At 72.0% G+C, this 23,433-nt stretch carries 20 protein-coding genes and 6 pseudogenes; 15 read left to right on the top strand and 11 right to left on the bottom strand.

Annotation, left to right across the window (positions count from 1 at the left end; translation table 11 throughout):
• Positions 1 to 2 precede the first annotated feature (2 nt).
• Entirely contained in the window at positions 3 to 1,499 is a 1,497-nt protein-coding gene (locus tag UK82_RS07950; protein WP_044884381.1) for a helix-turn-helix domain-containing protein, read from the bottom strand.
• 169 nt (positions 1,500 to 1,668) lie between these two features.
• Complete coding sequence (locus UK82_RS36485) at positions 1,669 to 1,992, bottom strand: hypothetical protein (protein WP_236705641.1); 324 nt, start codon at positions 1,990 to 1,992, stop codon at positions 1,669 to 1,671.
• A gap of 182 nt (positions 1,993 to 2,174) precedes the next feature.
• Between UK82_RS36485 and UK82_RS07960 the strand changes: the two genes are divergently transcribed.
• The 8 genes and pseudogenes from UK82_RS07960 to cysM all read left to right on the top strand — a co-directional run.
• Positions 2,175 to 3,728, top strand: a complete 1,554-nt coding sequence (locus UK82_RS07960; protein WP_236705642.1) for a nicotinate phosphoribosyltransferase — start codon at positions 2,175 to 2,177, stop codon at positions 3,726 to 3,728.
• A gap of 148 nt (positions 3,729 to 3,876) precedes the next feature.
• Positions 3,877 to 4,641 (top strand): NUDIX hydrolase, encoded by a 765-nt coding sequence (locus UK82_RS07965; RefSeq protein ID WP_396230485.1) that lies wholly within the window; start codon positions 3,877 to 3,879, stop codon positions 4,639 to 4,641.
• Positions 4,642 to 4,775: 134 nt separating this feature from the next.
• The gene (gene clpS / locus UK82_RS07970) at positions 4,776 to 5,066 is read left to right on the top strand and encodes an ATP-dependent Clp protease adapter ClpS (RefSeq protein ID WP_041938928.1); all 291 of its coding nucleotides are present in this window, start codon (positions 4,776 to 4,778) and stop codon (positions 5,064 to 5,066) included.
• 1,057 nt (positions 5,067 to 6,123) lie between these two features.
• Positions 6,124 to 6,663, top strand: coding sequence for a DUF2017 domain-containing protein (locus UK82_RS07975; RefSeq protein ID WP_044884379.1), 540 nt, complete (start codon positions 6,124 to 6,126; stop codon positions 6,661 to 6,663).
• A 109-nt stretch (positions 6,664 to 6,772) separates the two neighbouring features.
• Positions 6,773 to 7,177: a Mov34/MPN/PAD-1 family protein gene (locus UK82_RS07980; RefSeq protein WP_044884378.1), complete on the top strand. Its 405-nt coding sequence runs from the start codon at positions 6,773 to 6,775 to the stop codon at positions 7,175 to 7,177.
• A gap of 343 nt (positions 7,178 to 7,520) precedes the next feature.
• Positions 7,521 to 7,841 (top strand): MoaD/ThiS family protein, encoded by a 321-nt coding sequence (locus UK82_RS07985; RefSeq protein WP_044884377.1) that lies wholly within the window; start codon positions 7,521 to 7,523, stop codon positions 7,839 to 7,841.
• Positions 7,842 to 7,862: 21 nt separating this feature from the next.
• Positions 7,863 to 8,594: PLP-dependent cysteine synthase family protein (locus UK82_RS07990; RefSeq protein WP_236705643.1), on the top strand; the 732-nt coding region annotated here is incomplete at its 3' end.
• Position 8,595: 1 nt separating this feature from the next.
• Positions 8,596 to 8,810: pseudogene (gene cysM, locus UK82_RS36490) on the top strand (cysteine synthase B); the annotation flags it as partial.
• Positions 8,811 to 8,968: 158 nt separating this feature from the next.
• Here the strand turns inward: cysM and rdgB are convergent.
• From rdgB to murI, 5 genes and pseudogenes are all read right to left on the bottom strand, one after another.
• A complete protein-coding gene (rdgB, locus tag UK82_RS07995) occupies positions 8,969 to 9,577 on the bottom strand; it encodes an RdgB/HAM1 family non-canonical purine NTP pyrophosphatase (protein ID WP_044884430.1) in 609 nt (202 codons plus the stop codon).
• 77 nt (positions 9,578 to 9,654) lie between these two features.
• Positions 9,655 to 10,395 (bottom strand): ribonuclease PH (rph, locus tag UK82_RS08000; RefSeq protein ID WP_236705644.1); only part of this gene is annotated, 741 nt, incomplete at its 5' end.
• Between the two features lie 143 nt (positions 10,396 to 10,538).
• A partial coding sequence (locus tag UK82_RS08005; RefSeq protein WP_236705645.1) for an MBL fold metallo-hydrolase occupies positions 10,539 to 11,048 on the bottom strand: 510 nt, incomplete at its 5' end.
• 1 nt (position 11,049) lies between these two features.
• Positions 11,050 to 11,285, bottom strand: a pseudogene (locus UK82_RS36495) (MBL fold metallo-hydrolase); the annotation flags it as partial.
• The gene (murI, locus tag UK82_RS08010; RefSeq protein WP_044884373.1) at positions 11,282 to 12,202 is read right to left on the bottom strand and encodes a glutamate racemase; all 921 of its coding nucleotides are present in this window, start codon (positions 12,200 to 12,202) and stop codon (positions 11,282 to 11,284) included. The pseudogene UK82_RS36495 and the gene murI, both read right to left, overlap by 4 nt.
• Positions 12,203 to 13,137: 935 nt before the next feature.
• Here murI and UK82_RS08015 point away from each other — a divergent pair.
• The gene (locus UK82_RS08015) at positions 13,138 to 13,677 is read left to right on the top strand and encodes a hypothetical protein (protein ID WP_044884372.1); all 540 of its coding nucleotides are present in this window, start codon (positions 13,138 to 13,140) and stop codon (positions 13,675 to 13,677) included.
• Positions 13,678 to 13,710: 33 nt separating this feature from the next.
• Here UK82_RS08015 and UK82_RS08020 read toward each other — a convergent pair whose 3' ends face one another.
• The 4 genes from UK82_RS08020 to UK82_RS08035 all read right to left on the bottom strand — a co-directional run bounded on the left by UK82_RS08020 (position 13,711) and on the right by UK82_RS08035 (position 16,504).
• Positions 13,711 to 14,139 (bottom strand): DUF3307 domain-containing protein, encoded by a 429-nt coding sequence (locus UK82_RS08020; protein WP_044884371.1) that lies wholly within the window; start codon positions 14,137 to 14,139, stop codon positions 13,711 to 13,713.
• Between the two features lie 353 nt (positions 14,140 to 14,492).
• Positions 14,493 to 15,365 carry an NAD(P)-dependent oxidoreductase gene (locus UK82_RS08025; RefSeq protein ID WP_055406784.1) on the bottom strand — a complete coding sequence of 291 codons (873 nt, stop codon included), beginning with the start codon at positions 15,363 to 15,365 and terminating at the stop codon, positions 14,493 to 14,495.
• Between the two features lie 100 nt (positions 15,366 to 15,465).
• Complete coding sequence (locus UK82_RS08030) at positions 15,466 to 15,786, bottom strand: putative quinol monooxygenase (protein WP_044884369.1); 321 nt, start codon at positions 15,784 to 15,786, stop codon at positions 15,466 to 15,468.
• A 151-nt stretch (positions 15,787 to 15,937) separates the two neighbouring features.
• Positions 15,938 to 16,504, bottom strand: a complete 567-nt coding sequence (locus UK82_RS08035; protein WP_236705646.1) for an NUDIX hydrolase — start codon at positions 16,502 to 16,504, stop codon at positions 15,938 to 15,940.
• 180 nt (positions 16,505 to 16,684) lie between these two features.
• On the opposite strand from UK82_RS08035, the gene UK82_RS08040 reads away from it, so the two are divergent.
• From UK82_RS08040 to UK82_RS36520, 6 genes and pseudogenes are all read left to right on the top strand, one after another.
• Positions 16,685 to 17,131 carry a helix-turn-helix domain-containing protein gene (locus UK82_RS08040; RefSeq protein ID WP_199865348.1) on the top strand — a complete coding sequence of 149 codons (447 nt, stop codon included), beginning with the start codon at positions 16,685 to 16,687 and terminating at the stop codon, positions 17,129 to 17,131.
• A gap of 644 nt (positions 17,132 to 17,775) precedes the next feature.
• Positions 17,776 to 18,242: pseudogene (locus tag UK82_RS36500) on the top strand (cytochrome P450); the annotation flags it as partial.
• 1 nt (position 18,243) lies between these two features.
• Positions 18,244 to 18,513 (top strand): annotated as a pseudogene (locus tag UK82_RS36505) (cytochrome P450); the annotation flags it as partial.
• A 139-nt stretch (positions 18,514 to 18,652) separates the two neighbouring features.
• A partial coding sequence (locus tag UK82_RS36510) for an esterase-like activity of phytase family protein (protein WP_396230486.1) occupies positions 18,653 to 19,363 on the top strand: 711 nt, incomplete at its 3' end.
• 1 nt (position 19,364) lies between these two features.
• Positions 19,365 to 20,014: pseudogene (locus UK82_RS36515) on the top strand (esterase-like activity of phytase family protein); the annotation flags it as partial.
• A 1,395-nt stretch (positions 20,015 to 21,409) separates the two neighbouring features.
• A pseudogene (locus UK82_RS36520) lies at positions 21,410 to 23,409 on the top strand (TIR domain-containing protein); the annotation flags it as partial.
• Positions 23,410 to 23,433: the final 24 nt, after the last annotated feature.

The raw sequence follows: 23,433 nt of genomic DNA on the forward strand, positions 1-23,433 counted from the left end.
GATCAGGACGCCGTCCGGGCGCGTACGCCGGGCAGCAGCGTCTCGCGGTGGCGCCAGGCGAGCTCGAGGCACGCCGCCGCGGACGGAGCGATGGGTTCGGTGTCGACGAGGCGGCGCAGCGCGGTGTGGGTGAACGGGATGCCCTCGGTCACCGCCCGGTTGGGGCCGGCCGTGACGACGGAGCCCTCGGCGTTGCTCTGGACCATCCCGCCGAACAGCTTGTCGAAGGCGTCCGCATCGATGACCACGACGGTGAGTATCTCGCCGAACAAGGTCAACGCGTCGAGGCCGATGCCGAAGTACGACACCCGCACCGAGCCCGCCCGCCGCGCCTGCTCGAAGGAGCGGAACGGCTCGTCGGTGTCGTAGTCGATCGGGCTGGACGAGCTGCCGTCGTGCTCGGGGTTGCCGAGCAGCTCCTCGCTGAGCTCCCGCATGATGTTGCGCCACAGGTCGAAGTCGGCCTCGTGGTGGAACGCGGTGATCCCCGACGGCTGGAACACCCCGGCGGGGATCACGTGGTAGACCCCGCCGGCGGTCGCCACCGAGCCCGCGCTGCGCCGGTGCAGGAAGAAACTCGCCTGACCGCCCCGATCGTGCCGGATCGTCAGGGTATTGATCGACGGCAGCGCCACCCGGCGGCCGAAGTCGAACGGGTTGCCGATGCGCGCCCGGAACGGCAGCGCCGGCCAGGACAGACCGGTGCCGGCCATCGCGGCGGCCGCCTCGTGCGCCACCGTCTCGCACACGTCGACGGCGTCGAAGTAGGTCGTGTGGCCGAAGTTCAGCGTCGGCCGGTTGTCCGCCGTCACCGGCGCCGTGCCGTCGCCGCCGATGTCCAGCAGCCGGAAGCTCAGCCGGTTCTCGAACAGCGTCGGCCGGTCGAGGTCGCGCATCGCCCGGGTGTAGCGCTGGTACCGGGTCTGCGCGCTGCCGCCACCGAGCAGCGGGCGGCTGCCGGCCGTCTCCGGCTCGTCCCCGCGGATCAGCGGCGGATCGACCTTGTCCTGCCAGTGCAGGGCGACCTCGTCGATGTCCACCGGCCGGTCCCAGACCCAGCCCGGGCGGGCCAGCAGTCCGCTGCCGAGCCGGTCGGTCTCCGGGTAGAGCCGCACCGCGGCCCGGGCCAGGCTGATCCGGTGGTGGTTGAGGTGGTCCCGAGTCAGCCGCCAGGCGCGCTGGCTGGCGGCGACCTGTTCGGCCGCGGGACTGCGTGGGCCGCTGTCCCGTCGGCGGTCCGCCATCGCGCCGGGCGCCAGGCCCACGTCCTCCGGGGACAGCGCGAGGTTGCGGGCGATGTGGCGCAGCGTAGAGATGTCGTGGATGGCCCGGCGGCCGCTTTCCACCTTGGAGACGTACGACTGGTCGAAGCCAAGCCGATCGGCGAGTTGCTGCTGCGTCAGGCCGTGTGCCTGCCGGTAAGCCCTCAGGAGCTGGCCGACGCCGACGCTGGCTGGAGTGGCCCGCGGCGGCGTCCAGAGCCAGGTGTGACCAGTCACCCGCTGTCCTCTCGTCCGACAATCGTGTTACGCGAAGTGAGCATAACGAGTCGGGCATCAGGGAGCGCAGTGACATAAATCGACCACCCCATACGGAGGTGGCCCGGTGGCGTCCTGCAACATCTTCGCTGCCTTGCGTTATGCGGTGCTGTTCCCGCCATCCCGGCGTTCATTGGTTGGGCAACCCGTCGGACAGATCGAGGACGACCACGATAATGATCGCGACGAGTATCCAGCGGAAGAAGCCGATGCGGCTCCACACGTCGCGGGCGATGCTCCGGCCGGCTCGACCGCCGAGTACGAGCAGAGCGAGCAACGCGCCGCCGACCACGACGATGAAGATGCCGGCATTACTCTGGTCCACGCTCAAGACGATCGCATGACGGCGTCGGACGACTACGGAGGTCCTGTCCAATTGCCGCCGATCGGCCGCGAACCGCGCCACCCGGGGCACACACCCGGCCGGCGCGAGGTCGGTCGCGGGCGTGGTCACGTCGAGGTACTCCGGGTCGCTGGCGGCGTGGGGCGGCAAGGTGTGAGGGACATCATGCAGGATTGCGCCTGCCCCACCGCCGGACCAACACACCTCCCGGCACGGCGAACCCATCCCCTTCCGCCGCCCGCGGGATGTCGTCAGGCGCGCATCTGGACGAGCTCGTCCCTAGCCTGTTCCGGATGTCCACGGCACTTATGACCGATCACTATGAGTTGACCATGCTGCGGGCGGCGCTCCGCTCCGGGGCGGCCAACCGCCGCGTGGTCTTCGAGGTCTTCACCCGTTCGCTGCCGCCCGGCCGCCGCTTCGGTGTATTCGCCGGTACCGGTCGGCTGCTCGACGCCCTGGCGGACTTCCGCTTCGCCCCGCCCGAGCTCGCCGCGTTGCGCGCCGCCGGCGTCGTCGACGACGACACCGCTGCCTGGCTGGCCGACTACCGCTTCCGCGGCGACATCCGCGCCTTCGCCGAAGGTGAGCCGTTCTTCCCCGGCGCGCCGGTTCTCGCCGTCGAGGGGACGTTCGCCGAGTCGGTGCTGCTGGAGACGCTCGTGCTGTCGATCCTCAACCACGACAGCGCGATCGCCGCGGCCGCTGCTCGGATGGTCGCCGCGGCAGGCTCGCGGCCCTGCCTGGAGATGGGCTCGCGGCGCACCCACGAGGCGGCGGCCGTCGCGGCCGCGCGGGCTGCCTACCTGGCGGGCTTCGCGGCCAGCTCCAACCTGGAGGCGGCGCGGACCTACGCCGTGCCCAGCGTGGGGACCAGCGCGCACGCGTTCACCCTCGTCCATCCCACCGAGGCCGAGGCGTTCGCCGCCCAGGTGGCCGCCCTGGGCCGCGACACGACGCTGCTCGTCGACACCTACGACGTCCCCGCGGGCATCGCCGCGGCGGTGGCCGCCGCCGGGCCGGAGCTCGGCGCCATCCGGATCGACAGCGGCGACCTGGGTGGGCTGGCCACGGCCGCCCGGGCGCAACTCGACGCGCTCGGCGCGCCCAGCACCCGGATTATCGCCACCGGGGACCTGAACGAGCACGCCATCGCCCGGCTGGGCGAGGCGCCCGTCGACGGCTACGGCATCGGGACGAGCCTGGTCACCGGCTCCGGGGCGCCGACCGCCGGGTTCGTCTACAAGCTCGTCGAGGTCGACGGCGTCGCCGTCGCCAAGAAGTCGGTGGGCAAGACCAGTCGCGGGGGACGCAAGCGGGTCGTGCGCCGCCACGACCCCAGCGGCCGCGCCGTCGCCGACGTCGTCCTCCCCGCCGCCGCTCCCGCCACCGCCGCTCCCGCCACCACAGCCGCCAGCAGCGCGGCTCCCGCCGCCACGGACTCTCTCGCCGCGACGGCCGCTCCCGCCGTCACGGCCTCCTCCGCTTCCGCGGCCACTGCGGCCCCTTCCGCCGCGGGGCCCACCGCCATCGCTCCTACCGCCACCGGTCCCACCGCTGCGGCCGCGGCGCCGACCGCCGATACCCCCTCCGCCGGCTCGACCTTCGTCGCCGCGCCGGTGGCGGCGGCGGACTCCGGGTTCCGGCCCGGCGAGTCCCGGGACCGTGAGCTGCTCCAGTCGATCGTCGTGCGGGGCGAGCTCGTCGACACCGACCTGGTCGGGCCCGCCGGCACCCGACGGGCCCGCGAGCACCACGGCCGGGCGTTGACCGCGCTGCCCCCGACGGCACGGGACGTGCGCTTCGGTCAGCCATGCCTGCCCGTCGTGCACACCACCCACGCCTGATCGCGGTGGCGCAGGCCTGACCCGGCAGGCCCAATCGGGCCCGACCACCGGTCACGTTCGGGCGGCCCGGCCGCACCGCCACGGCCCCGCGGACCCGCTCCAGGGAGGGGGCCGTGTGCGGTGGGATGGGCATGGCCAGACTGGAGGGGTGCCGCCCGCCTCGCCGCCGAATCAGGTCCGCGGTCCGCGTGACGGCGACGACGGGCGGCGTCATGGTGACCCCGTCACGCCGCCGGTCGTCGCCGTCAGCGTGGACCTGGTTCTGCTGACCCTGCGCGGCGGTCGGCTCTGCGTCCTTCTGATCCGCCGGGAGCCGCCGTTCGACGTGGCCTGGGCCCTGCCCGGCGGCTTCGTCGACGGCGACGAGGACCTCGACACCTCGGCGTCGCGCCAGTTGTGGGCCGAGACCGGGGTGACCACGACCGGCCATCTCGAACAGTTGCGTACCTACGGTGGCCCGCACCGCGACCCGCGGGCGCCCGGGGTCAGCGTCGCCTACCTGGCCCTGCTGCCGAACCTGCCGCAGCCGGCGCCCGGCGGGGACGGCCCCCGTGCGCGGTGGTGGCCGGTGGCGGACCTGGACTCCCCGGATGGCCCCGCGCTGGCCTTCGACCATCCACGGATCGTCGCCGACGGGGTCGAGCGGGCTCGCGCGAAGCTGGAGTACACCCCGCTGGCCGCAGCCTTCTGCGAGGACCAGTTCACCCTCGCGGACCTGCGTCGCGTCTACGAGGCCGCCTGGGACGTTGCGCTGGATCCGCCGAACTTCCGGCGCAAGGTGCTGTCCACGCCCGGGTTCGTCGTCCCGGTGGGCCGGCGCACCTCCCCGCGCGGCGGCGGCCGGCCCGCCGAGCTGTACCGGCGCGGCTCGGCCACCGCACTGCATCCGCCGCTGCTACGCCGCTCCGTCTGACCGCCGTCGCCTCGCTGCCTCGTCGCCTCGTCGCCTCGCTGCCTCGTCACGTGCCGTGAGCGGGACGTGCGCCGTTGCATCTCACCGTGCCCGGCGACGGGTCAGGGCGCGGGAATGGCGTAACAATAGGCCTCGTGTCTGTCACCGCCGTGTCGCCCGTCGACGTCGAGGAAGCCGACGAGACCCTCGACGACGATCGGCCGTGGGTCACGATCGTCTGGAACGATCCGATCAATCTCATGTCGTACGTGACCTACGTCTTTCAGAAGTTGTTCGGCTACACCAAGTCGAAGGCCACCGAGCTGATGCTCGACGTCCACCACAAGGGGCGGGCCTCGGTCGCCACCGGTACCCGGGAGGAGATGGAGGCCGACGCGGAGCGCCTGCATGCATACGGACTGTGGGCGACGATCGCCCAGGACTGACCAGCCTGGACGGGCGACCCCGGGCACCCGGCGCCGGTGGGGGATCCGATCGGGTGTCAGGGGGTCGCCTCGGCCCTGGCCGCCATGGTCCCTCTCCCGACCGCGCGTTCGCTGTGCCGTGGCCGTCTGCCGTGCGCGGAGGCGGCCGATCGGTCTCGCGTGGGCCCGACTTTTCCCAACCATCGGGCTCCGTCGGGGCAACGGGGCCACAAAGAGCTAGCTGGATCGGGGTCGGGTCGGGCGAGGCTGAGCGCCGGCGGCAGGCGGCGCCGCGCGCGCCGGCCGCCCGGGGCGGCGGGTGATTCTGGCCGGGTAGGACGGAATGCCGGGGGCCGGTGGGCCCGGCCGTGGGCGATGGTCCGACAATGTGCTCGGCGGGTCGAGAAGATGCGGGCGGGATTCGTCCGGATCGGTCCCGGAGGAGTCCCGCGGCAGTGATTCCGAAAAGCCCGCTGAATCCGTATTCCCCGTTTCTCGGCGGATCGATACGTTCCGCGGCTCGGTTCTGCCGGACTCCGGGGATGAATCCGGGCTGTGCGTATCGGTCATCAAGGAAAATTCGACTCCATCGTCCGGAATATTCGGGTAATTAGGACGCGACCTCCTCCGGCAGGCGTCGCGCGGCCACCGCATGACTCCGCTCGGTGCCGGGTTCAGTAGCGTCCGTATCGCAAAATTGGCCAGATTCCGGGTGGGACGAGCGAGCTACCCCTTCCCGGGGATCACCCCCGAAAACGCCTCCGGAGGCCCGCGGGCCACCCGCACCCCGGTCGCGCAACGGCCGTCGGCGCCCGGTCAGCGCCGCCTTCGAGGTCCTGGGCCCGACGCCCCGATGCGGCACGCAGGGCCACCCCGCCGGCTCGACTAGGCTGGCGATGGTCAACCGCCGGACGCCCGCCGTGGCCCGCCGCGCGCCCGCCTGGCTTTCCAGGCGATGGCGCCGCGGGACCCGTCGCGCGGACGGTCGAGCCCCGGCGGCCCCGGCGGCGTCGGCGGTGACCAACGAGAGATCCGCGGGCGGGCGCCGCGGACGAGCGGTGATGGAGGGCACGACGTCGTGGCTGCTGACGGTTTCCGTCGCACCCGGTCCGGGATCGAGCTGCGGCTGCCGCAATGGGAGTCGGCGCTGTTGTCCCAACTCGTCAGCCAGATCGAGACGCTGCTCGAACCGCCGCCCGTCGAGGACCCGCTGGAGGCGATGGTCGGGCTGCGCGACACCGCCCCGCCCCCGCCCGAGGACCCGGCGATCGCCCGGCTGCTTCCCGACCCGTACCCGGACGACCCGATGGCCTCCGGGGACTTCCGTCGCCGCCGCACCGACGACCTGCTCGCCCGCAAGCGCGACGCCGCCCGCCGGGTGCTGGCCGCCATGCCCGCTCCCGGGTCCGTGCTCGTTCTCGATGAGGACGCCGCCCAGGACTGGCTGACCACCCTGAACGACCTGCGGCTGTTCCTGGGCACCCGCCTCGCCCTGACCGACGACGACTCCTCCGACGAGTTGGAGCGGATGGATCCCGAGGATCCGCGCTACCCGCTGGTGGCGACCTACGTCTTTCTGACCGGGCTGCTCGACGAGCTGACCCGGGCGCTGGACTAGGCCCGGACAAGGCCCGGACCAGGCCGCCCGGGGCGATCCGGGTCGTGGCCGGGACGTCTCGTCGCCAGGACCTGCCCAGACCACCCCTTCCGCGTCGTACGGTGGGCCAGTGCTGCGCATCGACCGTGCCTGTTACGAGGCGATCGTCGCCCATGCTCGCCGTGATCACCCCGACGAGGCGTGCGGGGTCGTCGCCGGCCCGGTGGGTTCGGATCGGCCGGAGCGGTTCATCCCCATGGAGAACGCCGAGCGTTCGCCGACCTTCTACCGTTTCGATTCGAAGGAACAGCTACGGATCTGGCGGGAGATGGACGACCGTGACGAGGAACCCGTCGTCATCTACCACTCGCACACCGCGACCGAGGCGTTCCCGTCCCGCACGGACATCTCCCTGGCCGGGGAGCCCGACGCACACTACGTGCTGGCGTCCACTCGGGAGCCCGACCACACCGAGTTCCGGTCCTTCCGGATCACGGACGGCGTGGTCACCGAGGAGCCGGTGGAAATCGTCTGAGGGCCTGGGACGTTGCAGTGGNGGGGCCGGCGCGCGACGGGGCAGCAAGGGGGGTGACGGCGTGGCCGGTTTCATCGGTGCGCGAGCAGGGCGGCCCGGGGCGGCATCGTCCCTGCCTGCGTCACGGTCCCTGCCTGCGCCATCGTCCCTGCCTGCGCCAGCCGAATCGGGGACAGCCGTGCCGTCGTCGGGGCATCCTGGGCCTGCGAGTGGCGAAGGCCCCGCCTCGGCGCATCCCGGCCAGCAGTCCTGACACCCCGCAGACCCCCGCCCGCACAACACCCCGCCCATCCGGGCGGCGCCTCGGTCGAGCCCGACCGCTGGCACCCGCGAAAGGAGCACCATGGCAGTCCAGGTCCGTGTGCCGACGATCCTGCGCAGCTACACGGGAGGTTCGAAGCTGGTCGAGGGCACGGGCGACACCGTCGCCGCGCTCTTCCTCGATCTCGACTCCCGGCACTCCGGGCTACGCGGCCGCCTGGTGACCGGTGACGACGGGACCGAGCTGCACCGGTTCGTCAACATCTACGTCAACGACGAGGACGTGCGGTTCCTCGGCGGGCTCGACGCCAAGCTCAACGACGGCGACGAGGTCACCATCCTGCCCGCGGTCGCCGGTGGCTCCGTCGACAGCTCGCCCGGCGCCTGCGCCGGTCAGCACTAAGCCGAGCGGCAGGTCCGACTCATGCGATTCGACTCCCTGGCCGACTCGGTCGGCCGGACCCCGCTGGTCGGGCTTCCGCGACTGTCCCCGTCGCCGGAGGTCCGGCTGTGGGCGAAGCTGGAGCAGGACAATCCGACCGGTTCGATCAAGGACCGGGCGGCGCTGTGGATGATCGCCGACGGCGAGAAGCGCGGCCTGCTCACCCCCGGCGCGACCGTCCTGGAACCGACCTCCGGCAACACCGGTATCTCGCTGGCCATGGTCTGCCGCCAGCGGGGTTACCGGCTCGTCTGCGTCATGCCGGAGAACACCTCGGTGGAGCGCCGCCAGCTCCTGCAGATGTGGGGCGCCGAGATCCGGTACTCGCCCGCCGCCGGCGGCTCCAACGAGGCAGTCGCCGTCGCGAAGCGGCTCGCCGCCGAGAACCCCGACTGGGTCATGCTCTACCAGTACGGCAACCCGGCGAACGCCCAGGCGCACTACGAGACGACCGGCCCGGAGATCCTCGAGGACCTGCCCGCCATCACCCATTTCGTCGCCGGCCTCGGGACGACCGGCACCCTGATGGGCACCGGCCGCTACCTCAAGGAGCGGGTGCCCGACATCACGATCGTCGCCGCCGAGCCCCGCTACGGGGAGCTGGTGTACGGCCTGCGCAACATCGACGAGGGCTTCGTGCCCGAGCTGTACGACCCGTCGGTGCTTACCTCGCGCTACTCCGTCGGTCCACGCGAGGCTCTGCGCCGTACCCGCNAGCTCGTCCAGGAGGAGGGCATCTTCGCCGGGATCTCCACCGGAGCCATCCTGCACGCCGCGCTGGCCCAGGCCGAGCGGGCGGTCCGGGAAGGTCGACGGGCCGACATCGCCCTCATCGTCTGCGACGGCGGCTGGAAGTACCTGTCCACCGGCGCCTACGCCGGCACCCTCGAGGAGGCCGAGGCGGCGCTGGAAGGTCAACTATGGGCGTAGCCCCGTAGATCGCCTTCGGCGATCTACGGGGACCCCTCGCCCAGGGCGCCGTTCGGAATTTTCGTCAGATCGCCTTCGGCGATCTTCCTGGGGGAGCCGGTGGGGGCCTTCGGCGATCTACGGGGACCCCTCGCCCAGGGCGCCGGGAATCCGCCCGCTCAGGAGGCCAGGACTTCGCCGAGGAGGGTGGCCAGGTCGCGGAAGGCCAGACCGCGGTGGCTGATCGCGTCCTTCTCGGCCGCGGTCAGCTCGGCGTTGGTTCGGGTCTGGCCGTCGGCGAGGAACAGCGGGTCGTAGCCGAAGCCGCCCTGGCCGCGGGGCTCGGTCAGCAGGATCCCCCGCAGCTCCCCGTGCGTCACCCGCTCCACGCCGGCGGGGGTGACCAGGGCCGCCGCGCAGACGAAGGCCGCGCCGCGTCGCGCGGGCGGCACGTCGTCGAGCTGGGCCAGTAGCAGGGCGTTGTTCGCCTCGTCGCGTTCGATGCGGGTGCCGTCCCGCCGTCCGGACCAGCGGGCCGAGCGCACGCCGGGCATGCCGGACAGCTCGTCGACCGCGAGCCCGGAATCGTCGGCGACGGCGGGCAGCCCGGTCTGCTCGGCCGCCGCCCGCGCCTTGATCAGGGCGTTTTCGGCGAAGGTGGTCCCGGTCTCGGCCACCTCGTCGCCGTCGGGGAGAGCCACCAGCTCCACCGCCAGACCGCTGGCCGCCAGGATGCGGCGTAGCTCGGTCAGCTTCGCCTCGTTGCGGCTGGCGAGCACCACCCGCACCGGCTTCGACGAGCCGGCCGGCGCCCCCGCCGCGGCGACGTCCGTGCCGATGGTCGATCCGGTAGTCGGCTTCGCGGTCACCGTGCCCCCTCCGGTCGGGCGGGACCCGCCGGTGCTGGACCGCGCAGCGCCTCGGCCTGGATCTCCGTGAGCTGGGCGCAGCCGAACACGGCGAGGTCGAGCAGGCTGTCGAGCATCGCCCGGTCGAACGGGGCGCCTTCGGCGGTGCCCTGCACCTCGACGAATCCGTCCGCTCCGGTGCACACCACGTTCATGTCGGTGTCGGCGGTGGAGTCCTCGGTGTAGGCGAGGTCGAGCATCGGCTCGCCCCGCACGACCCCGACGCTCACCGCGGCCACGCTCGTCGTGATCGCCGCAGGCCGGCCGAGCCAGCGGGCGGCGTCGACCAGCGCGACGTAGGCGCCGGTGATCGCGGCGGTGCGGGTGCCGCCATCGGCGAGCAGCACGTCGCAGTCGATGGCGATGGTGTTCTCGCCAAGGGCGGCCAGGTCGATGCAGGCCCGCAGGCTGCGCCCGATCAACCGGGAGATTTCGTGAGTGCGCCCCCCGATCCGGCCACGCACCGACTCGCGGTCGTTGCGGGTGTTGGTGGCCCGCGGCAGCATCGAGTACTCGGCTGTCACCCAGCCCAGGCCGCTGCCCTTGCGCCAGCGCGGGACGCCGGTGGTCACCGAGGCGGCGCACAGCACCCTGGTCCTGCCGGCACTGATCAGCGCCGACCCCTCGGCGTGCTCCTGCCAGCCCCGCATGATCGTCACCTGCCGGAGTTCGTCCGGTTTCCTGCCATCGACTCGTGTNACGCCCGCGACACTATCGGCCCGCCCCGGACCGGCCACCCGGCCCCGTCTGACTGGACCCGGCCTGGCCTGGTCCGATCGGGCGACGCGGTCCGATCGGCGACGCGGTCCGATCGGCGACGCGGTCCGATCGGCGACGCGGGTCAGATCTCGAAGGTGGCCCCGGGCGTGGCGATGGTCAGGTTCCCGTCGAACGCCCCGACCGCCTCCTCCTCCGAACGGGCGGCGTTTCCCCAGGGGACGAGATGGGTCAGCACCAGCCGCCCCACGCCGGCCTTCTGCGCGTGCTCGCCAGCCTCCCGGCCGGTCAGGTGCAGGTCGGGCGGATTGTCCTCGTCGTCGAGGAACGACGCCTCGCACAGGAACAGGTCGCTGTCGCGGGCGAGCCGGACGAGCCGGTCACAGGCGCCGGTGTCGCCCGAGTAGGTGAGCACCCGATCCTCCGCCGTGACCCGGACGCCGTACGCCTCGACCGGGTGCGCCACCCGGGTGAGGTCGATCCGGAACGGCCCGACGTGCAGGCAGCCGGCGCCGATGGTGCGGAAGTCGTAGATGTCGGCGAGGCTGTCTTCCGGCCACTTCTCGAATGCCCCGCACAGCCGTTCCTGGGTGTTGATCGGGCCGTAGACGGGGAGCTTGGGCGGCATGCCCTCNGGGTGGTAGCGCCGCGCGTAGGAGTTCGCCACCAGGTCCAGGCAGTGATCGCCGTGCAGGTGACTGAGCAGGACCGCGTCGATGTCGCGCAGGTCGCAGTGCCGCTGCAGTTCACCCATCGACCCGTTGCCCGCGTCGAGGACGAGCCGGAACCCGTCCGACTCCACCAGGTACGACGAGCAGGCGGAGGCCGGCCCCGGGTACGTGCCGGAACAGCCGAGAATGGTCAGTTTCACCGTGGCACCACCGGGCTCTGCTGGGAGGAATCCTGATCCGCCGCGGGTCGGGCGGTCCAGACGGCTGCGGTCGAGGTCCTGGTGGCGGGCGGCGCGGACGGAGCCGGGAGGGACGGCTCCCCGGAGGCCACGGCCGAGACCTGGACGAGTTCGGGCCCGAGGAACCTGCGCCCCACGCGGGTGAACAGCGCGGGGTCACCCGTGGTCAGGAAGCGGTGGCTGGGTGGTGGTAGGTCGGGGTCGCGGAACAGCCCGTCCCGCGCGAGCACCCGGTAGGTGTCCTTCGCTGTCTCCTCGGCACTGCTCACCAGCGTCACGCCCTCTCCCATCACGAGGCCGATCACCCCGGTCAGCAGCGGGTAATGGGTGCATCCGAGTATCACCGTGTCGACGTCGGCTTCCTGCAACGGTGCGAGATATGCCTCGGTCAGTCCGAGTAGCTGCCGCCCCGAGGTGATACCCCGCTCGACGAAGTCCACGAACGCGGGGCAGGCGACGCCGGTCAGGTCGACGCCCGCGGCGGCGGTGAACGCGTCGTCGTAGGCGCGGCTGCCGATCGTGGCCACCGTGCCGATGACGCCGACCCGACCGCTGCGGGTGGCCGCCACCGCGCGCCTGGTCGCCGGCATGATCACTTCAACGACCGGGACGCTGTAGCGTTCCCGCGCGTCGCGCAGGCACGCCGCGCTGGCCGTGTTACAGGCGATCACGAGCAGCTTCACCCCCTCGTCGACCAGACGATCAAGACACTCGAGGGCGTAGCGGCGTACCTCGGCGATGGGGCGTGGTCCGTAGGGTGCCCGTCCGGTGTCGCCGAGATAGACCAACGGCTCATGCGGAAGCTGGTCCAGAATGGCGCGCGCCACTGTGAGACCGCCTACTCCGCTGTCGAACACCCCGACCGGCGCGCCGCTCATGAGCGATCAGACTAAGCCGGAAACCCGATGCTCACCCTGTGGCTGTCATCACGAAACCTTTGTCCAATACGGGACAGCATGCGCAAGTCGCACATCGTGCCGATCTGTCCGGCGCTTCGGGTTGCCTCGCCGTGTGTCATACGTCGTTGCTACCCATGCTCCGGTCCCGGTGTGCCGGGGCCGGACGATGTGTGGCGGGGTCGACATCCCCCGGCGGCCCCCTGGCCCCAGGGGAATGCGCAATGTCCGGCCGATCGGGTCGGGATCGATCCGGTGCGGCCCGCTCGTCCTCCCGCGACGAAAGGTACCCGCCTGGCAGCGGCATACGGGTACAGGGACCTCAAACGGGGTGTACGCTAGAACTGCCTGTAATCGATCAGTGACTAATAGCTATCGACCAGGTAGGTTGAGGACGCGGCTGAGGCGTCCGGGTCGTTCCCATCCGTCCCCGAACCGCGATGTCCCAGTCGCATCCTCGAGCTCGGCGGCGTCCGGTCGGGGCATCCATGGCGATGCCCCGACCGGCACCGTCGGGCCAGTGCCCGTGTCGCGCGGGCATCGGCGCCGTAGCGCCCCCGCCCGGCCGTGCGGTGGGGTCGCTGGCTGGCCCGCGGCGTCGCGCCGGTTGGGCGTGATCCGTCCGCGTTTCAGGCCGTGAGCCGTTCTCTGATGTCCCCCTGTGCCCCTACGATGACGAGATGCCGTGATTGCCGCCGCTGTGGGCCGGGCAGGTCATCGAACGCCAGCGGGGGATGCCGGGGCGTCACCGCGTGCCGGCGACACGGGTGGGTGCCGTCAGCTCACCGTTGCGTCGCGGCCGCCGACCCGAGGACGGACGGAGCAAGCGGGATGATCACCGTCAAACCGCCCTACCGGCTTGTCGGGTTGGCGTCGATCGAGGTCGTAGCCCCGTCGAGGGCGATAGGAACATGCCTATGGCACGGTTCCTCGCTGCGGTCGCCGCGGGCGTCGCCCTCCTGGTGGGAGGGCTGGTCACCCTGGCGCTCGTGCTCCCACCCGCGTACAGCTACCTGGTCCCGCTTGTCATCATCCTCGTCGTCGTGGGGGTCAACATCACTGCCTGGCTCGTGATCCCGCAGGTTGTCGGCTCGGCGTTCGCCTCGGCGTCCGGGGCCGCCGAGGGGTCGGTGCCCGCGCGCTCCGACTCCGCCGGCGGCTCGTCGTTCGGTTTCGCCCACGTCGGGTTCGACTGGCCGAGCGGTGACCTCACCGCCGAACCCAGCGCCGACGAATGGTCGTCGTGCTGGGACTACGCCGGTCGCGACGGTGCCGACGACGATCGCTGGTCCGTGCCCGGCGGCGCCGACAGCGTCTCCTGGAGCAGGTCGGGCGGCGCCGACGGCGGGTCGAGCTGGTCGGAGGGGTCCGCCGGCGGGTCGAGCGGGTCGAGCGGGTCGGGGAGCATGTCGTCGGGCTCGTCGGACGGACCGGGCGGCACAGCGACGGCCTGCTAGGAGCGACCCCGCCCAGGCCGGCGGGCACCCGACTCACAGCAGCACGGCGACCAGCGCGGCCAGCCACAGCGATGCCGCGTGCAGAGACTGGTCGGCCAGGTACATGCCGTTCATCCCGTTGTCGGCGAGCTCGGCGAAGTCGCCGCCACCCGTCCTGGTCAGCAGCCAGTGCACGGCGACCCGGCGGTCCCACAGCGCGTGGGTGAACACCGAGATCACCAACCCGGCGACGGCCCCGAACGCGGACAGCCGCAGGTCGAGCCCGACCGCCGTCACCGTCACCATCACCACGACGACCACGTGATACGCGGCCAGGTGGCGTCCCAGCGCCGCCCAGCCGGCCGGGCCCGGCGTCGTCTTCAACCGGGCCTGGGCGTCGGTCTGGCCCAGTACATGATCGGCGAGCTGATGTGCCGCGAACAGGGTCACCAGCAGGACCGCGAAAGTGACGGCCCTGGTCATGAGGCCGGGGCGGGACGTCGGGACGGAGCTGCGCTCATCGTCAATCCTGCTCTGCGCCCAACGCCCGGGCGGGCCGGGCGGGCCGCGGACGGCTCGGGGCCGCCCACCGGTGGCTGGCGTCGGCGGGCGGCACGCACCGGGCGGCGCGCCCGCCGGCGGCCACCGGCGAAGTCGGCCGGGACGGCGGGTGCGAGCGCGCACCCGGCCTTCGTCGGGCCGACCGGGTGGACTCGTCGCCGTTCAGCCTGCGACCCGGCGAGCTGCGACACCGCATCCTGAGACGGCTTTCGCCGGGCCCCGCACAATCACCGGCTGCCCCGGCTGCCCGAGGCGCCCAGCCGCCCGCCGCCGCGTTAGGCGAGCCCGGCGCGGCGGCGGGCGGTCTCGGCGACCGCTGCCCAGTCCTGCTCCCCCTGGCCGTGCGCGAGCGCCTCGATGAACGCGTCGCGCAGCACGCCGCCGAAGGGCAGGGGGACGTTGCGCTCCTGGCCGGCGGACAGCGCGAGGCCGACGTCCTTGAACCCGAGCGGTAGCCGGAAGTTGACCGGCTCGTAGCTTCTCTTCCCGATCATGCTGCCGTAGCCGGCGAAGACCGGGCCGGGGAACAGGTTGTCGGTCAGTACCTCGATGAACAGAGCCGGGTCCAGGCCGCCAGCCTCGATCACGGTCGTCGCCTCAGCCATCGCCTCGATGGAGCAGGCGACCAGATAGTTGCCGAGGATCTTCACCAGGTTGGCGTGCGCCGGCACCTCGCCGACCGTCCAGGTGCGCCGGCCGAGGACGTCGAACAGCGGCTGCACCTCGGCGATCGCCGCCGGCTCACCGGCGGTGACGATGGTGAGGTTGCCCGCCGCCGCGGCCTCCGTCCGGCCGAACACCGGCGCGGCGAGGTAGCGCAGGCCCCGCTCGGCGTACTCACGCGCGGCCCGTTCCGCCAGGGCGGTGCTGATCGTTGCCATGTTCACGTGCAGGGCACCGGCGGGCGCCGCTGCCAGCGCCGCGGGGTCGAGCAGGCGTTCCGTCACGGCCCGGTCGTCGGCCAGCATGCTCAGCACGGTCCCGGTCGCGAACGCCTCCTCGATGCTCGCGGAGACGGCGCCGGCTGCGGCCAGCTCGGCGACGGGCCCGGGGGAGCGGTTCCAGACCAGCACGGTGTAGCCCGCGGCGACCAGGTTGCGGGCCATCGCCGTGCCCATCCCGCCCAGACCGATGAATCCGATCCTCATCCGGCACACTCCTGACTGCGGCACGTCGACGCCCCTGTCGGTGACATACCGCAGTCTGGCCCGTCACCGGTGTGCAGGACCGGCCGGGGTTGCCGGGCTGTCAGGCGTCGGTCGCGACGGGAACCCCGGTGCCGGCGGTGAAGGTGATGAACTCGATGCGCGGCGGACCGGTGAGCAGCGCCTGGCGGCCGGCGACGAAGTGGTGCACGTGCGGCTGGTTCTCGTGCTCCTCGAAGGCGTCGCGGTCCCGGTAGAGCTCGTAGAACAGGCGGGCGTTCGGGTCGCCGGCGACGCGGTGCGTCGTGTAGATCAGCGTGCCGGGCTCCCGTTCCGCGATGAGGGGCACCGTCTGCGCCACGAGGGCGTCGAACGCGTCCGCAGTGTCCGGGCGAACCTCGAAGCGCACCGTCAAACCGAACATGGCTCCACCTCCGCGACGCAGTTGTCGGCAGCGAGGTCCTCACCATCACCGCTTCGTAGGTGACGGTGTGTGACTCGCTAGAGATCACTGTAGTGCCTATCGCGAGACTCGGGTCACTTCGCCGCGGCCCGACCTCGACAGCCCTGTGTCGTCACCGCAAGGGGCCGTCCGGACCTTGACGCACCGAGGAGACCTCGGTCGGTCCTGGTCGGAGTGCGGGAATGGCGGGAATGGCGGCGAGGGCGGCGGTCACGAGGTGGCGCATGAGCGCCGGGTCCCCGCCGCGGTAGCGGCGCAGGAACTCCTCGGGTTCGATCAGCACCCGGCCGGCGGACTCGTGGGTGGACTCCCAGGGGGCGAGCTCGGTGACCCGGGCGGTGCGGATCACCATGTAGGTCCGGTCGTCGGCGCCGAAGTAGTCGGACTCGATCACTTCGACCGGATGCAGGACGCCGAGCCGGGCCCGGACCTCCTCCCAGGCCTCCCGCCGCACGGTCTCGTCGATCGACGACTCGCCGCGCTGGACGTGCCCGCCGGGTATGTCCAGCCCGCGGGTCAGCTCGGCGACGACCAGCCGGCCGTCGTCGGTGACCGCCACCACCGACGCGCTCGTCACCTGCTCGAACGGCGGGTCCGGCGATGGCCCGAGGCACGTCAGCGTCGTCGTGCCGCCCCGCGGGCGCCGCACGGGCCGTCGGTCCTCTCCCGCTGTGGTCAAGGCAGGCTCCTCCCCGTGGCGTGGCTCCCGGGTCCTGTCTACCGCGAGGCGCGGGGCGCCGTTGTCGGTTCGGCCCGTCGTCCTGATAGGTTGGATTACCCAACTGGCACCTTCTGGTGGCTGCCCGGGAGATCCGGGCGGCGGGGCCGGGTTGGGCTGGCGGAACGTGCGGTCGAGGGGATGGTCACCATGACCGGTGCCGGGCGGGACTGTTCGATCGCGAACGCGCTCGGGGTCGTCGGTGAGCGGTGGAGCCTGCTCGCGCTGCGCGAGGTGCTGCTCGGTGAGCGCCGTTTCGACCAGATCGCCCGTAACACGGGGGCGAGTCGGGACATCCTCGCGGCGCGGCTGCGCACCCTCGTCGAGCGCGGGGTGCTGGCCAAGGTGCAGTACCAGGAACGCCCGCCGCGCTACGAGTACGTCCCTACCGAGGCCGGCCGCGCGCTGCGGCCGATCCTGCTCGGGCTGATGGAGTGGGGCGACCGCTACGTCACCGACGGCCCGGGGCCGACCAGGTGGGAGCACGACTGCGGCGCCGAGCTGCATCCCGAGATGGTGTGCGGGCACTGCCACGCGCCGGTGCTGCCGGGGACGACCACCCTGGTCCGGCTCGGCCAGGTGCGCTGACCGCTGACGGCGGGCATCACCTCGTGGTCGGGGATCGCGGACATCGTTGCGCGCCGCCCGCGGGGCGCCGTCCCGGCCGGTCGCGCGCATCCGAGGAGATGCGGGGGATCGGCATGGTTCACGTCCAGCCGCTGTCCGTCGCCGCCGCGGGGCCGAGCCTCGTCGCGGAGGCCGCCGCCCTGCGTGCCCGCGGGCCGGTCGCCGAGGTGACCCTGCCCGGCGGCATTCCCGCGTACGCCGTCAACCAGCACGCGCTGCTGCGCGCGCTGCTGCTCGATCCGCGGGTCAGCAAGGACCCCCGCCGCCACTGGGCCCAGTGGGACGAGGCGTGCCGCCGGCCCGAATGGGGCTGGGTCCTGCAGTGGGTGGGCGTGGTGAACATGCTCAGCACCTACGGCGTCGATCATGCCCGGCTGCGCCGGCTGGTCGCGCCGAGTTTCAGCGCCCGGCGCACCGAGCTGCTGCGCCCCGCCGTAGCGGCGGTCACCGAGCGGCTGCTCGACGACCTGGCCGCCGAGACCGCCGGGTCGGTCGTCGACCTGGTGGGCGCCTTCGCGCAGCCGCTGCCGCTGGCGGTGATCGGCGGACTGTTCGGCATCCCGGATCGGATGCGCCCGGACTTCGCCCACGTCGTCGAGCAGATCATGAACACGACGGTGAGCTCGGAGCAGGCCGCCGCGAATCTCGCCCGCACCCGGTCGGTCCTGGCGACCCTCGTCGAGGGGAAGCTGCGCGACCCCGGTGACGACCTGACCACCGAACTCATCGGGGTGCGGGACGCGGTCACCGGCGACCGACTGGCGTATCGGGAGCTGCTCGATACCCTGCTCCTGCTCATCAGCGCAGGTCACGAGACCACCCGGCACCTGCTCGGCAATGCCGTGCACGCGCTGCTGACCCACGATCGCCAGCTCCGCCGGCTGCGCGCCGGGGAGATCACCTGGGATCAGATCGTCGAGGAGACGCTGCGCTGGGCGCCCAGCATCGCCAACATCCCGCTGCGCTTCGCCGTGGCGGACATCGACACCGGCGCGGTGACCATCCCCGCGGGGGCGGCGATCGTCGCGGGCATCCTCGCCGCCGGCCACGACCCCGGTCACCACGGCCCCGGNGCCGACCGGTTCGAGCCCGGCCGGGACGCGGCCGACCATCTTGCGTTCGGGATCGGCGTCCACCGGTGCCTGGGCGCCCCGCTGGCACGGCTGGAGGCCGGGTACGCCCTGCCCGCCCTGTTCGCCCGCTTCCCCGGCCTCGCCCTCGCCGCACCGGCAGGTGACCTGCCGCAGGCCCCCTCCTTCATCGTCCACGGCTGGCAGGCCCTGCCCGTCCGGCTCTCGCCGCCCGCCCGGTCTGCTCCGGGCGCGCGCCTGCGCGGCGCGTGACAAGGGCGTTTCCGTCTGTTGGTCGTAGTGCGGAGGGTCGCCGGACGGCCGCGGTTCATCAGCTGTCCATCGATGGGCCCTAACGTCCGTTGTCGGCCGTGTCGACGGTCGGCACCTGGGGAAACGGCGGGAGATTCCGATGCGGGAATCAGGGGGGAGTGTCGTGGCGTCGAGACGACTTCGTGGATGGGCGGTCGCGGGTCTGGCACTGACGGTGCCGCTCGGCCTCGTCGCGGGGCAGGGGATCGCGTCGGCCGCGCCGGCGAGCGCCGGGTCGACCGTGCCGACGGTGGTGGCGACGGGGACGCTGCCGGACACCGGACTGGCCGAGTTCTCCAACGGGCTGATCCCCGGCTCGGTGGACACCGACCGCGGCGTCAACCTCGGCGGCATCGGCAGTGATCTGTACCCGGCCGGTCGGCCGAACGAGTTCTGGACCGTCACCGACCGCGGTCCGAACGGCCAGATCAAGGTGGCCGGCAAGAACCGGCGAACCTTCCCGGTCCCCGGTTTCGACCCGGCCATCCTCAAGGTCCGTGTCGACGGATCGGCCCTCAAGGTCCTGGAATCCCTGCCGATCACCACCGCGCACGGAGCACCCGTCACCGGTCTGTCGAACATCGACGGTTACGACGAGACCCCGTACACCTGGGACGCCCAGACGAAGCTCCCGTTCAACCCGAACGGGCTGGACACGGAGGGCCTCGTCCGCACGCGCGGCGGCGAGTTCTGGCTGGTGGATGAGTACAGCCCGTCCCTGCTGCGGATCAGCGCCCGCGGAAAGGTGCTGGCCCGGCACGTCCCCGCCGGCCTGAAGCTGACCGGGACGGACTACCCCGTCATCCCGTCGNTGCCCGCGATCCTCACCAACCGTAAGATCAACCGCGGTTTCGAGGGCATCGCGCTGGCGCCCGACGGCCGGACGCTCTACCTGGCCGTGCAGAGCCCGCTGCTGGTGCCGGACAAGGACACCGGCGAGGCGTCCCGCAGCACCCGGATCTTCCGCTTCGACACCGCCACCAACAAGGTGACCGGTGAGTTCGTCTACCGCCTTGAGGACGTCAGGACCTTCGACCCGAGCGCCGACGGTGACCCCGCCGAGATGAAGATCTCCTCGCTCGCGGCGGTCGACGAGCACACCCTGCTCGTCGACGAGCGCACCGACCCCGTCGCCCGCCTCTACACCGTCGACCTGCGCAAGGCCACGAACATCCTTGGCACCGCGTGGGACAGCGCCGCGACCTCGCCGTCGCTGGAGTCCCTCGCCGACCCGGCCACGGCCGGCGTCACAGTCCTGCCCAAGCGCCTCGCCGTCGATCTCGAGGCCGTCCCCGGCCTGCCCGACAAGATCGAGGGCGTCGCCGTCCTCGGCCCCCGCACCATCGCCGTCGCCAACGACAACGACTTCGGCCTCGGCACCTTCGACGCCAATGGCCAGCTCGTCGACTCCGGCGTCAAGAGCAAGATTCTCCTCCTCCGCCTGAACCGTCCCCTGTCCTGACCCTGTCGCCTCGGTCGTCCTGCGTCGAGGCAATGAGGCGCCGCCCGCACGTAAGGCGCCGCCCGCAAGCAAGGTGCCGCCAGGTCCGCACTTCGCGGACCTGGCGGTTACCGCATGGTGCGCAACTACGGGCAGCCGAAGATCTCGTGTGTGCCTACGCGGCGCCAGATGATGTGTGGCGCACCCCGCTGGTTGGACCTGCCATAGGAAAAGGTCGCCCGACCATCATCCGCCCACGTCATTTCATAGACGCCAGAAGAGCCTTGGACGCCCTTCACGCGTAGGCTGTTCTGGAAGCCGCGGCCCGCGATGAGATTCGAGGCGAAAAGGTCTCGGGCGCGAAGGAATCGCTCTTGCTGAGCAGGCGTAAGGCGGTGCCAGTCGTCCCAGAATCGCTCTGTTAGCTCAAAGGTGGGCACGCCCGGCAGCGTAGCCGGGCGATAGACCGTCAGGCGGTGCGGGGTCGGGGTTCGCCATCGTCGGCAATCAACCCGCGGGCGAAATCGCCGGATTCGGTGACATCGTGAAAAACGGTAGTTCTTCCCGCTGTGGTGTCCTCATCGGCCTTCCGCGAAGGCGTCGCTGCAGGGCGGAACGCCGCAGTGGTTGCGGGCGTGCCCGTTCGGTCGGTGGCTGCCCACCATTTCCGCCCAGCACAGTCGGCAAACTTGTCTGATGTGGCCCATATGTGCGTGCTCAACGCGTGTCTGCTCCGCCCGAACCGCCCGGTGTCCTGGCCGCGCGCCCCCGGCCGGCGGCGGGCAGGCCAACCGGATAGCGGCAACTCGCCGGGTCCGTATCGCCGGCCCCCTCGAATGGGGAGCGTGGGACCGGCTCATCGAGGAACTCGACCATACGGTGCTCCCGTGCCCGGTCCGTCGTCTCGAATTCGTGTGCTACGACATCCAGGACGTCATACCGGTGGCCCATCACCCGCATTATCAGCTCACCCTCGATACCGGCACTGACATTGCCCNCCACGTCTCGACCGATCCGTCGACCGAGTCGAGCCACTGGTTTCTGCTCGACCCGGCGACCGGCCGCGACCTCGGCCGGCCCCTGTACGGACCGTCGCCGGCGGACCTGCTGACAGCGGTCCCGCGGGCGTCACGACTACGGCACCGTCGATCCGTACGCCACCGACGACCTCGCCGTTCGGACGCGCCGTCGGCCGTCAACGCCGCAATCAGGACCATCGCAGTCTCGCCCTGAGTCGATGTCGGCTGGCGCGTGCACCTCGAGACGCCGGGTCGGGTGTCGGGTTGTGGTCTCTGGTGATTGGTCTTGACGCTGCGCAGGAGTGGGATGCTGGTTGGGTGACCGGCGGGGGNGCGGGCGAGGNGAGTCAGCGGTTCTTCGTCTCGTATACGGGGGNGGATGTTCGGTGGGCGGAGNGGGTGGCGTGGACGTTGGAGGCTGCCGGTCATGAGGCGCTGATCCAGGCGTGGGACTTCGGCCCGGGATCGCATTTCGTCGGTGAGATGCAGCGGGCGTTGAGCGATGACCGGCGGACGGTGGCGGTGTTGTCGGCGGCCTATCTGGAGTCGGCGTTCGCGACCGAGGAGTGGCAGGCGGCGTGGGCTGCTGACCCCGTCGGTACGGAGCAGCGGCTGCTGGTCGTGCGGGCGGAGGACTGCGACCGGCCCGGTCTGCTGCGCCAGGTGGTGTCGGTGGACCTGTTCGGAGTGTCGCGGGAGGAGGCCCGGATCCGGCTGCTGGAGATGGTCCGGCTCGGGCGGCGCAAGCCGACGGTGGAACCTGATTTCCCCGCCGGCCTGCCGGCCCAGGGCAGTCCGGCCGGTCCCGCCCGTTCCGCCGCTCCCGCCCGTTCCGATGGTCCCGCCCGTTCCGCCGGTTCCGCTGGTGGGTCGGCGGAGGCGGCGCCGACGTTCCCGGCGGAGCTGCCGGAGGTGTGGAATGTGCCGCCGCGGTTGGGCCGGTTCGTCGGCCGGGAACAGCAGCTTGCTGCGGTGGCGAAGGAGTTGGCGGCGCGGGGTTCGGCGGCGGTGTGCGCGGTGCACGGCTCGGGTGGCGTGGGCAAGAGCGCGTTGGCGGTGGAGTTCGCCTACCGGCAGATGGGTTCGTTCGATGTGGTGTGGTGGGTGAGTGCGCAGGACCCGGAGCTGATCGCCGGCCAGGTGGCCGCGCTGGGGGTGGAGCTGGGGCTGGCCGACGGGGCGCAGTGGCCGGCGGTGGCCGGGGAGCTGCGTCGTCGGCGGCTTCGATGGCTGCTCGTTCTCGACAACGTCGAGGACCTGGATGGCGCAGGTGTGGATGGCGCGGGTGTGGCGGTGGTGGGGCCGTTGCGGCCGGCTGATCCGTGGGGGCGGCTGCTGGTCACGTCCCGGTTGGTCGGGGTCGCCGGCGGTGGGGTGGAGGTCGGGGAGTTCAGCCCGGACGAGGCGGTGAGTCTGCTGACCGGGCGGGTCGGGTCGCTGGACGCGGCGGTGGCGGGGCGGATCGCGGAGCTGCTGGGCTACCTGCCGCTGGCGCTGGAACAGGCGGCCGGCTACCTGCGTCAGACCGGAATGCCCGCCGGGGAATATGCAAATCTGCTGGCCCGTCGGCTCGGGGACATGGTGGGCCGGGGGCGGGTGGCGGACCGGCCCGGGGTGACGGTGGCGAACCTGTGGGAGCTGTCGACCAGCCGCCTACGGGCGGAACGGCCGGAAGCCGCCGTGCTTCTGGAGCTGTGCGCGGTCTGCGGACCCGATCCGGTTCCGTTGGACCTGTTCACCAGCGCTGTGGACGCGCTGCCGGACGGGCCGGTGCGCCAGGCGGCCGGGGATCCGGTGCAGTGGGCGGACACGGTCGGGGCACTGGTCGGCTACAGCCTGGCCCGCCGCGACGGGCCGGCGCTGACGGTGCACCGGCTGGTCGCCGCCGCGACCCAGGCGGCGATGGCCGTGCCGGAGCGGACGGCGACCACCGCCGTGGTGGTACGGCTGCTCGCCGCAACCCTGCCCGCCGACGTGCGAGATCCGGCGGGCTGGCCGCGGTGGCGGGAGCTGCTGCCCCATGTCCGGACGGTGCTCGACGGTGACGACAGCCGCTGGGACGACCCTACGGCCCGCGAGGTCTCGTGGCTGTGTGACCGCACCGGCCTGTACCTGGAGCATCACGGCCGTCCGGACGTCGCCCTCGACTACCTCCACCGCGGCCTGACCCTCGATGCCACCGGGCTCGGCCCCGATCATCCGGACACCCTGGTCTCGCGGAACAACCTCGCCTACGCCTATAAGGCGGTGGGGCGGGTGGAGCAGGCGATCGCCCTGTACGAGCGGACCCTGGCCGACGCGGAGCGGGTCCTGGACCAGGGGCATCCCTTCATCGCGACGTTCCAGGCCAATCTCGAAGGTGCCCGAGCTGCCGCGGAACGGCGTCGGCGCGCGTAGGGCCCCCGGTTCTCCCGGGCGGCG

Origin of the sequence: Frankia sp. ACN1ag, assembly GCF_001414035.1 — a bacterium.
GTDB classification, from domain to species: domain Bacteria; phylum Actinomycetota; class Actinomycetes; order Frankiales; family Frankiaceae; genus Frankia; species Frankia torreyi.

Excerpts from the sequence above, each read along its gene's own strand:
- UK82_RS07960 (WP_236705642.1), top strand. The coding sequence starts at position 2,175 with ATGTCCACGGCACTTATGACCGATCACTATGAGTTGACCATGCTGCGG.
- UK82_RS07985 (WP_044884377.1), top strand. The coding sequence starts at position 7,521 with ATGGCAGTCCAGGTCCGTGTGCCGACGATCCTGCGCAGCTACACGGGA.
- murI (WP_044884373.1), bottom strand. The coding sequence starts at position 12,202 with ATGAGCGGCGCGCCGGTCGGGGTGTTCGACAGCGGAGTAGGCGGTCTC.
- UK82_RS08015 (WP_044884372.1), top strand. The coding sequence starts at position 13,138 with ATGGCACGGTTCCTCGCTGCGGTCGCCGCGGGCGTCGCCCTCCTGGTG.
- UK82_RS08020 (WP_044884371.1), bottom strand. The coding sequence starts at position 14,139 with ATGACCAGGGCCGTCACTTTCGCGGTCCTGCTGGTGACCCTGTTCGCG.
- UK82_RS08025 (WP_055406784.1), bottom strand. The coding sequence starts at position 15,365 with ATGAGGATCGGATTCATCGGTCTGGGCGGGATGGGCACGGCGATGGCC.
- UK82_RS08030 (WP_044884369.1), bottom strand. The coding sequence starts at position 15,786 with ATGTTCGGTTTGACGGTGCGCTTCGAGGTTCGCCCGGACACTGCGGAC.
- UK82_RS08040 (WP_199865348.1), top strand. The coding sequence starts at position 16,685 with ATGGTCACCATGACCGGTGCCGGGCGGGACTGTTCGATCGCGAACGCG.